The organism is Phenylobacterium sp. (assembly GCF_965284355.1).
In the GTDB taxonomy this organism is placed as follows: domain Bacteria; phylum Pseudomonadota; class Alphaproteobacteria; order Caulobacterales; family Caulobacteraceae; genus Phenylobacterium.
Map to the genome: position 1 here is coordinate 4,202,819 of NZ_OZ260078.1, position 11,657 is coordinate 4,214,475.

The following is an 11,657-nucleotide window of genomic DNA, read 5'->3' on the forward strand; positions in this document are numbered from 1 at the left end:
CGGTCGCTCGGGAGGGGAGTCGTGCAATGCTTGGCGTCGGCCGCCAAGGCCAGATGTGGGTAAGGTGAGCGACTACCCGGCCATCTGTCCAAGCGTCGCCAGCGCGAGGGGCCGCGGGACGAGCCGCTCATTGCGAAGGCGAAGCTCGACGATCTGCCGCGCATTTTGCGGGCCGACGCTGACGTGCAACGGCCGGTCGTCTCCATAGAAGTAGATCCGATCGAACGCGGTGGTTTCGGCGAGATGCAGGGCGAGGCGGCTGGCCGGAACGCCTGTGACCTGGAAGTCGGCTGCTTGGCCGCCGCGAGAGCAGACGAGAGCGCCTGTCCGGTTGCGCTCATGGCCGGCGTGCTGGTCAAGGCGCGGCGCGATCCGGCGATGGATGAGACGGGTCAGCGCCGGTCCGGCGAAACCGTAAGTGAGTTCGAGCGGACCGAAAGCGGCGAGGGCCGGCTCGAGGATCACTTCGCACAGCTGGCGGAGCGCAGCGTAGGTCTCGGGCTCGCGCGGCGTGTTGGCGACTTCCGTTCGTCGCCAGGTGTCGCTGCAATGGCAAAGGTCGGCGAAGGTGAAGTTTGTGCTCGCCCGGGCGTCCAGGTCGGGCGTCGCCATCACGCGGCCCGCGGGGTCTCGTCGAGCCTTCGGGCCAGGCCGCCGATCGAGCGGATCGATTTGTCGGCGGCGAGGTAGCCTAGCCCGCGGTGAAGATGCAGGCGGAACTGCTCATGCAGCGTCGCATCATCGACGGGGAGCCCGTCGTGGACACAGCGCTGCTTCAGCAGCGCGAGGTAGAGATCGTGGTGAGCCCCGCCGAAAACCCGCCAGGCGATCTCAAGGGCCGGCTCGCCTTTGAAGAGCCGCATGGGGGGACGGGTGGGCTCCGCGAGCGAGGCGCACAAGGCCCATCGCGCGAGCACATTGAAGTGCTCGATCCCAGTGTGCCGCTTTAGCCGGATGAGTTGTTCACGGCCCTGCTCGTCGATGCGGACGGTCTCGATGGCCACTACGCTGCCTCCAGCTCGTCGGGAGCCGCGAAGGCGTAGCCCGGAAGAACGCGGCTGCCGTGCGTCTCGGCGTCATAGGCGATTGTGAAGCTCCGGGTCAGCCAGGGCTCCAGGCGTGCGTAGAGCTTGGCGTCGATCTCCTCGTCGGTGGAGAGCAGGATCACCTGCTCGCCGGCGCGGCCGAAATAGCGCTCTACCAGGCGCTCGCGGTGGGTGGAGTCCAACCGACCGAGCGGCGTGTCGATGACGGTCGGAGCAGCCTGCCCCGAAGCCTTCGCCAGCGCCCACAGTAGCGCCACCGCAAAGAGCTGACGCTCGCCTGCGGAAAGCTGCTCCGGCGGCAGAGGGGCCCAGCCGCCATCCCGCAGCGTAATGGCGAAGGTCTCGGGATCGATCTCGACCGTGGCGACCAGGTCGTCCTTGCGCAGCAGCTCCTGCAAGGCATCCAGAATGAGGCGTTCCAGCCGATGGACGTGATGGCGCACGACGTCGCGGCGAAACTGCGCCAGCGTCGCGCGCGCCCGGGCGGCGTGCTCGATGGTTCGTTGCGCGTCCTCTTCCTTGAGCCGGTGCTGGACGTGCTTGTCGAGCAGGCCCTGGTAGGCGGAACGCAGGAACGCGACTTCGCGGAGCGCCGTTTCGTAGGCCGCCTCCGCATCCTGCCGCGCCGCTTGCGCGGTCTTCAGCTCGGCTTCCGCGTGCGCCACGGCGCTTAGCAGCGGCGCGATCGCCTCTGGCGCCGGGATCGCGGCCAGCTTGCGCTCGACGATGTCGAGAGCGGCTTGCAGCTGGTCCAGCTCGCCGAGCAGCTCGGCTTGCTGGGCCCGGGCGGCCGCGAGGCCATCGGTCATCAGGCCCTGAAGCTGCCCATAGGCGGCACTCGGCAGGTCAAGATAGCCGCTGACCTGGGCCTGCGCAGAGAGGCTGGCGCAGTCTTCGGCGAAGAAGGCGCCGAGCGCCGCGATCAACGCGGGCGAGGCGCCCTTGCTATGCATGGCCTCGAGCGTACGCGCATCCCGCTCGGCCAGATGGCCCAGGATCGTTCGCGTATCCGCCGAGGCCGCTTCTTCCGCCCCTTGCTCGGCGACGCTGGCCATAAGCTGGGGCGCCAGCAGCATCGGCGCGCAGTCGGCAGCCCAGGCCCGGAGGGACTTTTCGACGCCGTCGATGGCGCCCGCGAGCCGCGCGCGTTCAGCGGTGAGCTCTTCGCGCGCCTTGAATAGGTCGCCACCCTCTGCGGCAAAGGCCTGGCGGGCGCGAACGGCCTGGGCCTCGCGACGCTCGGCGAGCTGTCGCGCCGCGCCGACGGCGCCGTAGGCGGTCTGGGCAGCGTCCTCAGCGGTATGAACCGCGCGCTCGGAGTCGGTGAGAACGGCGCGGGCCTGCTTGTTCACAGAAGCCGCCTTCTTGCGGCGTTCGAGCACCTCCAGGTCGAGGGTCAGGCGCTCGACGAGGTCGAGGCCCAGGAGCGCATTGACTGCCGTTTCGATGACCGCGGCGGACCGGTCGAGGTCCGCAAACTGTTCGATCCGCTCGCCGTCGAAGAAGAAAAGGGGAGCGATGCGCGGCGGCAGCATCTCTTCCACGAACTCGGCCCAGCTATCGACGAGGACCCGGTCGAGCTTGCCGTCGACGACGACTTCGAAGACCTCCTTCAGCCGGTCCTTTTGGACCGACCAGGCGCGGCGGATGCAGAAGACCTGCTCCCGGCCGGAGACCACGCGGCGGAAGGTGACCTGCACCTCCGCGCCGTCCTCGGCGGGGACATTGCGGTTAATGCTGCGGCGCAGGTAGTCCTCATAGCTGACGCTGCCTCTCAGCCCCGACTGTGCGAGCGGCCCGAAGAAGGCGAGCTGCAGGCCTTCCAGGAAGGTGGTCTTTCCCGACCCATTCTGCGCGCCGATCAGCACGATCGGCCGCTCCGGTGACTGCGGCGTTAGGTCGAAGCGCTGGCGGCCACGATAGACCCCGAAGTTGTGGAGGACGAGCTCGTCGAGGATCACGACCGTTCTCCGGCGTCGAGTTCGTTGAGGAGGTCTGTGGCCGCGCGCGTGACGTTCGCGTTGGTGGCGCCCACCTTCTCGACTAGCCCACCCAGGGTGCGCTCGCGGACGGCCCGCTCGGTGGCGTCTTCCACGCCGTCGTAGAAGCCGCGCTTGAAGGCGTCCTCCAGGCGCTCGTGCAGCTTGGCGCGACGCGAGGTGGTGCGGTAGCTGCGCTCGACCTCGAGCAGCTCTCGGACGAGCTCGAAGTGCAGCTGGTCGTCGCCGGCGCACGCCTTCAGCAGACGCATCTCGGCGGGGCCAAAGGGTTGGGCGTCGTCGAGCTTCTTGGTCGGGAACGGCTGGCCGGTCTCCTCCTCGAACAGCGCGGGGAGGAGGTCTTCGATCTCGTACTTCTCGACCACCCAGATGCGCCTGATCTCGTGCAGCTCGTCCATCGTGATGAGGTCGAGCCCGCGCACTTCCGGCGGCGCCTTAGGGTGGTTGCGGACGATCTGCTGCGCGCGAAGCAGACGCCGCAGCCAATCTTCGCGTGACGCCTGGGTGTAGGGGCCTGGGATCGGCTTGTCGGCCTGGTTGAACAGTTGGACGTGGCCGCCCATCCGCCGGAAGTCGCGCTTCTCGTGGTCCGGCTCATCGAGTGCGTTGCGCAGTTCGAGAAGCGGAGACATCCACTCCTTCTCCTCGTCGTTCTGGATCATCGCCGACATCGACTTGTCCTGCGTGACCAGTGTGCAGACCCAGCAGCCGAAGCGGCTGTCGCCGCAGCTGGGCGTGGAGGTGTCGAGAACGATCGGACACTCGGCGTCGGCCGAGGCGCCCTGGTACATGTTGAGGAGCGCCTTGTTGTCGTAGCCCCAGGGGTTCTTCACCTGCATGAGGAAGAGCCACACGTCGTCGTTCGACCAGTCGGCGATCGGGCTGTAGACGAAGGCGTTCGGAAGCGAGGCGTGAGAGCTCAGGTTCTCTCGCACCTTGCCGGCTTCGTTGGCGTTCATGCGCGCCGCGCGCACCGTACTTTCAGCTTTGCGGGTGCCAAGGACGACGATCGCCTCGCCGTTCTTGCGGACCACGTCGCCGATGAAGGCGTCGGCGGGCCGGATCTTCATCCGCTCCGTGCACCAGCGGAACTTGGGGCGCGGCGCCGGATAGCCTCGCCCGATGAGGTTGACCCAGAAGGTGCTCCGGATGTCCGGCGTCAGCTTATGCGGGAAGATGGGCAGTCCCAGCTTCTGCGCCGCTTGACCCATCACCTCGTGGGACCGGTCCACCCAGGCGGCCACGACTGGGTTCTCCACCAGCGTATCGGTCGAGATCACGTGCACGTCTTTGCGCGCCGTCCCCTCCGGAAGCTGTGCAAGCGCGAGCCACACCAACTGCAGAACCGCGGTGGAATCCTTGCCGCCGCTGTACCCCACCACCCAGGGGATTTCGTCGGCGAGATAGGTGTCCTGGATCCGCCGCAGGAGCGCCGTGAGCGTCGGCTTGAACCCGACCTCGGCGAAGGCGGACCGCCGCGCCGGTTTATCCGTCTCGCTCATAGTCCCCTCGCAGGAAGGCGTCCTCAACGCGCTGGTCTTCGGGGGTGAGCTCGAGGCCGATGCGCTGCTTGATGTAGTTGGCGGTGAGAAGCACGTTGGTGGTCGCCTTGGACAGGCGACCTCTCACCACAGCGCGCCCCGACCAGGCCGGATTGTTGCGAGACCAGTCAATGTCGGACAAGCCGGCGAGCCGCTTTTTCCACGCATTTGGCTCAGCCCTCAACAGTGCCGCGCCGACCTTGCCCAAGGCATGCAGGACGACGCCGTGGGAATGGATCAGATCCTGGCGGACCTCGCTCGCCGCGAGCCGGCCGCGGCGCACCTGCTCCCACTCGGGGAGCTGCTGTGCGACGTCCGTCCAGAACTGGGCGGCAAGGGCTAGGTTGGCGTCGAAGACTTCGTCGCTCGTGTCACCGAGCAGCGCGCTCGTGGCCTGGTAGATCGCGCTGAAGGTGAAGAGGCGGCGCGACCGGAGCGAGAGGTTGCTCCGCTCCATCTCGACAAGGTCTCGGAACGGCGGCGCTTGCTGGATGAGCTGACGGACGAGCTCGGCGCTGCGATCCCTGTGGTCGTAGAGGATGGAGATCGAGGTCGCGGGGCGGATCGCATAGCGGTTCAGGTCCGCAAACATCTGCTGCGACCGCGCCAAGCCGATGTCGCTGAAGAAGACGACGGCGATGCTTTCGTCGCCGAGGCGGGGGTTCTCCCGCAGAGCGACCTCGATCGCCGCGCGACGGTGCTGACCGTCATTGATGATGAACTGGCCGGACATGGGGATGCGCAGCAGCCCGAGGCTCGCGTTCTGCTCGGACGTGCGCTCGAACTCGAGGTCCGCATCTACCGACGCGGTCAGGGCGGAGAAGACGTACCCTTTGGGATTCTCCGTGATGTAGCGCGCGATCTCTGGGACCCGGCCCTTGTTCAAGGTGCGCTGCGCTCGCAGCTCTGGCGTCAGCTCTTCTTCGTTGAAGAGGAAGATTTTTGGGATGAGCCGCAGGGGGCACATCGACACGTAATATTCCCGGCCGGCCTGGACGCCCCGGATCGCCGGGAACACATATTGGAAGGCGTCGTCCATGCGCCGCGGGCGTCCTTTTGCAAACTGTTTGTCAATCGGGATAACAAACAGATAGCGTTCTAGACGCACCTTTTTGAGTCGGCAAATGCCTGTCTATCTCGACAACAACGCCACCACGCCCCTCGCGCCGCAGGTCCGCGAGCTCATGTTCCGCTACTTCGACGAGGAGTACGGCAACGCTGCGAGCCGCACCCACGAGTTCGGCCTTCGCGCCAAGCAGGCTGTGCAGCGGGCGCGAGTTGAGGTTGCCGCCGTGGTGGCGGCGGACCCTGCAGAGGTCGTCTTCACGTCAGGGGCGACCGAGGCCAACAACCTTGCGATCCTCGGCTTGGCTCCGCACGGCGAGGCGCAGAACAGGCGTCATCTGATCACGACGACAATCGAGCATAAGGCGGTCCTGGAGCCCATTGGTGAGCTTGAGGCCCGTGGCTTCGAGGTCACCTACGTCCCCGTGGATGCGTCCGGGCGTGTGAGGTCCAAGGATGTCCTATCGGCCCTGCGACCCGATACGCTTCTGGTTTCAGTCATGCAGGCCAACAACGAGACCGGCGTGCTGCAGCCGATCGCCGAGATTGCCGGCGGTCTGACGAGCCATGACGCGCACTTCCACGTGGACGCCGCCCAAGGATTTGGAAAGTCGATCGCCGAGCTCAAATCGGCGCGTGTCGACCTGATCTCGATTAGCGCTCACAAGATCTATGGCCCCAAAGGCGTGGGGGCCCTCGTCGCGCGGCGCCGGCAAGGCCAACGCGCGCCATTGACGCCGCTGATGTACGGAGGCGGCCACGAGATGGGTCTGCGCCCAGGCACGCTGCCAGTTCCACTGATCGTCGGGTTCGGGGCGGCGGCGGCGCTGGCCCACCACGAGCACTCCAGCCGCCAGGCCGCCTGTGAGATGCATCGGGCCGCGGCGCTCGCGGCCTTCGCTCCGCTCGGCGCCGTCTTGATCGGCGACCAAGCCCACGTGATGCCTCACGTGCTAATGGCCGCTTTTCCCGGCGTTGATTCCGAAGCTCTGATGCTCGCCGCAAAGGATGTGGCGGCGATGTCCAACGGCTCGGCCTGCACCTCGGCCAACTACGCGCCTAGCCATGTCCTGACCGCGATGGGCCTACCGGACGACGTAATCGAAGGCGCGGTGCGGCTCTCCTGGAGCCACCTGGGTGAGGCCCCCCCGTGGCGGGAGTTGGCGGACCGGGTCGCTGACCTCGGTCTAGTCGAGAGCTAGACCAGGTGGTGGTGCAGGTCGTACCGCTCGAGAATAGGTTCGAGCGTTCGGATCGCGGCGGCGGAGTTTCGCGCCAGGCGCGCGAACTCCGCGACCCGTTTCAACTCGTTCACCAGCAACTGTCGCTCGATCGGCGAGTCCTCGGCTACGTCGTCCGGGATCCGAATTACGAAGTCGACGATCCGGGCCGATGTCTTACCGGGGGCGCGGCGCAGGATCCGGCCTCGTCGCTGGATGAACTGCTTTGGATTGCGGCCGCTGGCGAGGATGTACGCGCTCCGACAGGCGGGCACGTCGATGCCCTCATCTAGGCAACGGATCGCGACGAGCGCATCGACGAGGCCTAAGCGGAAATGGTCGAGAATCTCGACGCGCGCGACGCGACTTTCGCGCGACGTGAAGTGAGAATTCGACCAGCCGAGCTTGTGGATCTCCTTGGAGACGAGCTCGATCTGCCGCATCGCGACACCCGTATCGTCGTCTTCGGTCTGCCCGTCCCCGCAGTAGAAGAGCGTCATCGGTTCCGGCTCGCGCTCGACGAGCAAGCTGCGCAGGGCGGGGATCTTGTTGGCGGCGGCGCCGAGCAGACGTGCGCGGCGCATCAGCAAGGTTTTCAGCCTATCGTCGCCAGGAGCGTCCGCGTTCTTCTCCCCCGTCTGCGCCATCAGCCGGGAAATCTGGTCGCTCAGTTTGCGGTACTCGTCGACCTCCTCGTCGGTGAGGTCGACCAGCACGACATCATAGTCGTAGGGCGTGAGCACGCCATCGCGGAGGGCGTCGGCCAAAGTGTAGGTGTCGACGATCTGGCCGTAGTAGCTGAGCAATCGGTCGGTCACCTCGACGTCGAGATAGTGCTCAGGCGTGGCCGAGAGCCCAAGCCGCATGGCGGCGTGCTCGGGCAGCGCCGCGCGAAGGCCCGCACTCGAATGGTGGTGACACTCGTCACCCACCCACAGGAGCTGGTCGCCGGGGATCTGCGCGAGCATCTGTTGGAAGCGCTCAGATTGCAGCGTGCGGTTCACGACCACGATGCAGGCGAAGCTGATGGCGCCGGTCTCGTAGAGGGTCACGAGGCGGCTCATCTCGTCCGACCAGTCGGCTGAGTTGGCGTAGCAGCGCAGGGCCGTAATGTTGAAGTCGCGCAGGGTGGCGACCCATTGGTCGGCGAGGTTCTGGTACGGGACCGCGACCACCAGGAACATGCGTCGGGTCTGTTCGTAGAGCTTCACTGCACCGTAGATGGACGTGACGGTCTTGCCGGCGCCTGTGGCGAGCGCCAGCACACCCGTGAGCCCCGCGGCCTTCCACTTCTGCAGAGCCCCGCGTTGATGCTCCATGAGCTGGAAGGGCGCGCCGCCGAAAGTCACGGGGATCTTCGGGTCTTCGATCTCCACGTGTGACCGGTCCGCCCGCGTATGCTTGCGCCAGAGATCGATCTCAACCTCGGGCGTCGGAAAGCGCACGTGGGTGGCAATCCGTACGAGCCGGTCCCTTGCGGCCTCGGGAAAGTCGAGGACGAGGGTGTTGCGAGATTGATTCTTCCAGAGCGTCTCGAAGCCTTGGACGTACGGCTGGAAGTGGTCGGCGAGTTCCGGCTGCCAGGTCTTAAAGACGTTGACGGACTCGAAGTTGAAGTCCGGCACCAGGGCGTTGGCCGTCTCGTTCGCCGACCCCTGAAAGACGACGCCATCGCCGCTGCGGTCGCGCAGAATGCCGATCTTCTCGTGGTACATGCCACGTCGCTTCAGCGCGAGCTTCACGTCCAACCGACCGCTGGCGATGAGGAAGGAGAGCACTTCGAGGCGGCGTTCAAAGAGCCCATCCGACACGCTGTCAAAGGTGCGCAGGATCAAGTCGCCAAATTTCGCGACCAGTGCGCGGGTGTCGTAGCCCTCCTGCATGGCCTCGGCGTCTTCTGGCGCGAGTTCGCCTCCGATGATGAGGCGCATCTTGCCTTCGTTCTCGACGAACGCGCTGAGCCCCTGCGCGGCGTAGGAGATCATGCCGGCCGAGAAGTAGCCCACCGCTCGGTCGTAGGTGACCGCCTGGCTGAGCGCTGGGATATAGAAGTCCTCCAGGATGCTGTCGGACTCGGTCCGATAGACGGCCTTCAGCGGAAGGTCGCGCAGCACGTCAGAACTCGACGTCGGCCAGGACGTCCTCGGGCTTCTTCTCCAGCTGCAGGAAGCCATGCTTCTGAAGGGCGGCCAGGATTGCGCGGTCGCCGTTCAGATCGTCCGGCTTCTCGTTCATCCAGCCCTTGAGAATCTCGAGGCCGCCGTTCGCATAGTTCTCGAAGATCTCCGTCATCTCGTCCTCGGCGTCCTCGCGCAGAATGTCGGCGGATTGCCGGTGCGCCAACGGAATGAGGAAGAGGAGGTCGAGAGCCAGTTCGCTATTCTGCCAGATGCGGTAGTCGATCTCGAGCGTGTCTCCGTTCAGCGGAACATGGGTCTCCTTCTCGAACCCCAACATCGCGGCGAAGCAGATCAGCTCCCGCATGGTTGGAAAAATCGACTTCTTGCTTTGCGGATGCGGCGTCTCGGCCAGCCGCCGCACCATCGTCTCGTAGGACTTCTGCCACTTGATCGATCGCATCAGTGCACCCGCTCGATGCGCGTAAGGGTCCGTGGTTGATTGTAGACCGAGGCGAAGTGCTCGCGGTTGCGCAACACGATCCGATCGTCCGGCTTCTCGCCACGGTCGCCCTTGTTCTCGGACACCAGAAGATATTCGGCGCCGATGTAGGGCTCGAGCGCGCGCATCACGGTGTCGTCGCCCTGGCTGCTAGAGACCAGAAGCACGACCTGGGAGGCCATCGCCGGCACGAAGCTGGCGGTCGCCTCGCGATACTTCGCGTCGAGCTGGCCGAACGGCGAGTCGAGAACCAGCGGCGCGACCGTGCCCGGTGTGAGGATCTCGCCGCTCGCGCCGCTGCGCAGTCGGCTGTACTCGATGAGCGCCGAGGTGAAGGCCAGGCTCATCAGCTGGTTTTCGCCCCCGCTCCGCGGCACGGCATGGCCGTCCGGGTAGAGCAGCTCCATCGAGAAGTCATCGCCGAACCGGAAGCGGTACTCGCGACGGGCAACCGAATTCAGCACCTTGTTGATGCTGCGCTCAATCTGCTCGCGAGCGCTCTTCTCGTAGTCGGCCAGCAGCAGCTGCAGCATCTCCTGGCCGCGGCGGGCGAGGTCCCGGCGAGCGAAAAACCGTTGAGCCCGTTCGTTTTGCCCGACGAGCTTCGCCACCTTTGCCTCGTTCTCTTTCAGCGTGCGTTCCGCTTGGCGAATGCGGTCAATCGCCGCTCCAACCTGACGGTGCGCGTCCGCGATCTTGGCCTTAAGGGCCACTCGCGCCGCCTCGCGCTCCTTGATCTCCTGGCTCGGGATCTCAGCCATCTTCTTGTCGAGCTCGGAGAGTGTTTGCTCGAGCCGCATGCGCTTCTGGTGGAGGCGCCCGGAGCGGGCCTGTGCGCTCTCCAGAAGCTTGGCGGCGTCGCCGGCCGTCTCCTTGAATTGGCTCACGCGCGACCGTGCGCGGATGACTCTTTTGAGCGTCTCAGCGGTGGAAGCTGTCTTCGTGAGCGCTAGGACGGCTGCGTAATGTGTCGACCCCGGCTCTAGGCAACGCTCGCATATGCACTGCTGTGCGGTGAGTAATCCCTGGATGAACGGCTGATTGTACGGCTCAGGAATTTTGCCGCGCAGCGCAGCCTCGTCGACGAACTCAAGGGTGAGCTGCGAGGCGCGGCGTGAGATCAGGTTGAGCGCACGACCGCCGATCCATTTCAGGACCTCCTCGTCGGCCGCAGCGATATCGTTGTTGTTCTGTCGGAGGTCGGCGGCGGCGCTGTCACGTAGTCGCTGAGTTTCCTTCGCGCCCTCGGCAGCCCGGAGGTAGGCTTCGATCTTGTCGAGCTGGTCGTCCCAGGCCTCGATTTCCTCGGTCAGGCGAGTCTTGGCCGCTTCGTCGTTCGCAACCGCCTGTTCAAGCCGTGCGGTCTCGGTCTCTAGCTGCTCTAACTGCTGATTGCCGGGTACGTGGCCAGCTTCGCGATTAAACTCAGCTGCGATCGCCTTCAGATCAGCTACCGCAGTGTCGGCAACCTCGCAGCCGAGCATCGCTCGAACCGCCGTAGCGACTACCTTCTGATTTCCTTGCGCAGCGAAGGCTTCGGCGTGTTCGCCGTCAAAGAAGAAGTAGCGTGCCATTTCCCAGGGCAGCACGGAGTTGATGAAGGTCTCGGCCGCCGGAATCGAATGTGTAACGCCAGAGACGATCTTTTGGGCGATCAGCTTCGAGGCTGCCCTTCCGCCTTCCATCTGCAAATGCCGTTGGACCACGAAGCTGTCGTCTTCATGCTCGAATCCTACTGAGACCGTGCCCGTCGTCAGGCCCTCGCGAGCGGCTTCGAAATTGAGGATCTTGTCCTTGTGCTCGAAGCGGTTGGTGGTCCTCTCGTAGAAAGCCCACAGGATAGCATTCAGCAGGGTAGTCTTGCCGACGCCGTTTTCAGCGTGGATGACAGTGACATTCTTGTTCGGGTCGGTCCCGAATTCGATGACTTGGTCGCCGTAAAACTGCCGAAAATTCTTGAGCTTGATGTAGTTGAGCTGCATCTACTTGGCCGACGCGTCGAGCTTGGACCCAGCGAACTCTTCGATGACCTGCCGTACACGGGCGCGACGTTCGCTCTGCTGATTCTTACGTTCGTTAGCGAAGCGGCGCTCGACCTCCATCACTTTGCCGAGCAAGGCCTCAAGGTCTTCTGGCTTCACGCATTCCCCCATTGCATGCCCCTGG

At 65.1% G+C, this 11,657-nt stretch carries 10 protein-coding genes; 1 reads left to right on the top strand and 9 read right to left on the bottom strand.

Features of this window, described 5'->3' with window-relative positions:
- Positions 1–72: 72 nt before the first annotated feature.
- The 5 genes from ACQ66R_RS20660 to dndB are packed head-to-tail and all read right to left on the bottom strand — an operon-like array spanning position 73 to position 5,626.
- On the bottom strand, positions 73–612 hold the full coding sequence (locus ACQ66R_RS20660) for a hypothetical protein (protein ID WP_430425090.1): 540 nt from the start codon (positions 610–612) through the stop codon (positions 73–75).
- Positions 612–1,004 (bottom strand): DNA sulfur modification protein DndE, encoded by a 393-nt coding sequence (gene dndE, locus ACQ66R_RS20665; protein ID WP_430425092.1) that lies wholly within the window; start codon positions 1,002–1,004, stop codon positions 612–614. Before dndE ends, ACQ66R_RS20660 begins: the two co-directional genes overlap by 1 nt.
- Complete coding sequence (dndD, locus tag ACQ66R_RS20670) at positions 1,004–3,007, bottom strand: DNA sulfur modification protein DndD (protein ID WP_430425095.1); 2,004 nt, start codon at positions 3,005–3,007, stop codon at positions 1,004–1,006. The genes dndE and dndD overlap by 1 nt, the downstream gene beginning before the upstream one ends.
- Positions 3,004–4,548 carry a DNA phosphorothioation system sulfurtransferase DndC gene (dndC, locus tag ACQ66R_RS20675; protein WP_430425097.1) on the bottom strand — a complete coding sequence of 515 codons (1,545 nt, stop codon included), beginning with the start codon at positions 4,546–4,548 and terminating at the stop codon, positions 3,004–3,006. Before dndC ends, dndD begins: the two co-directional genes overlap by 4 nt.
- Positions 4,532–5,626 (bottom strand): DNA sulfur modification protein DndB, encoded by a 1,095-nt coding sequence (gene dndB / locus ACQ66R_RS20680; RefSeq protein ID WP_430425099.1) that lies wholly within the window; start codon positions 5,624–5,626, stop codon positions 4,532–4,534. The genes dndC and dndB overlap by 17 nt, the downstream gene beginning before the upstream one ends.
- A gap of 85 nt (positions 5,627–5,711) precedes the next feature.
- Here dndB and dndA point away from each other — a divergent pair, with 85 nt between their 5' ends.
- Positions 5,712–6,854 (top strand): cysteine desulfurase DndA, encoded by a 1,143-nt coding sequence (dndA, locus tag ACQ66R_RS20685; RefSeq protein ID WP_430425100.1) that lies wholly within the window; start codon positions 5,712–5,714, stop codon positions 6,852–6,854.
- Here dndA and ACQ66R_RS20690 read toward each other — a convergent pair.
- The 4 genes from ACQ66R_RS20690 to ACQ66R_RS20705 are packed head-to-tail and all read right to left on the bottom strand — an operon-like array spanning position 6,851 to position 11,632.
- On the bottom strand, positions 6,851–8,986 hold the full coding sequence (locus ACQ66R_RS20690; RefSeq protein ID WP_430425102.1) for a DEAD/DEAH box helicase family protein: 2,136 nt from the start codon (positions 8,984–8,986) through the stop codon (positions 6,851–6,853). The two genes, dndA and ACQ66R_RS20690, sit on opposite strands and share 4 nt — an antisense overlap.
- Position 8,987: 1 nt before the next feature.
- Positions 8,988–9,452, bottom strand: a complete 465-nt coding sequence (locus tag ACQ66R_RS20695) for a hypothetical protein (protein WP_430425104.1) — start codon at positions 9,450–9,452, stop codon at positions 8,988–8,990.
- A complete protein-coding gene (locus ACQ66R_RS20700; protein WP_430425106.1) occupies positions 9,452–11,473 on the bottom strand; it encodes an AAA family ATPase in 2,022 nt (673 codons plus the stop codon). Before ACQ66R_RS20700 ends, ACQ66R_RS20695 begins: the two co-directional genes overlap by 1 nt.
- Positions 11,474–11,632: a hypothetical protein gene (locus tag ACQ66R_RS20705; protein ID WP_430425107.1), complete on the bottom strand. Its 159-nt coding sequence runs from the start codon at positions 11,630–11,632 to the stop codon at positions 11,474–11,476.
- Positions 11,633–11,657 lie beyond the last annotated feature (25 nt).

Coding starts and splice junctions, on each gene's coding strand:
- dndC (WP_430425097.1), bottom strand. CDS start 4,548: ATGAGCGAGACGGATAAACCGGCGCGGCGGTCCGCCTTCGCCGAGGTC.
- dndA (WP_430425100.1), top strand. CDS start 5,712: ATGCCTGTCTATCTCGACAACAACGCCACCACGCCCCTCGCGCCGCAG.
- dndB (WP_430425099.1), bottom strand. CDS start 5,626: ATGGACGACGCCTTCCAATATGTGTTCCCGGCGATCCGGGGCGTCCAG.
- ACQ66R_RS20660 (WP_430425090.1), bottom strand. CDS start 612: ATGGCGACGCCCGACCTGGACGCCCGGGCGAGCACAAACTTCACCTTC.
- ACQ66R_RS20700 (WP_430425106.1), bottom strand. CDS start 11,473: ATGCAGCTCAACTACATCAAGCTCAAGAATTTTCGGCAGTTTTACGGC.
- ACQ66R_RS20695 (WP_430425104.1), bottom strand. CDS start 9,452: ATGCGATCGATCAAGTGGCAGAAGTCCTACGAGACGATGGTGCGGCGG.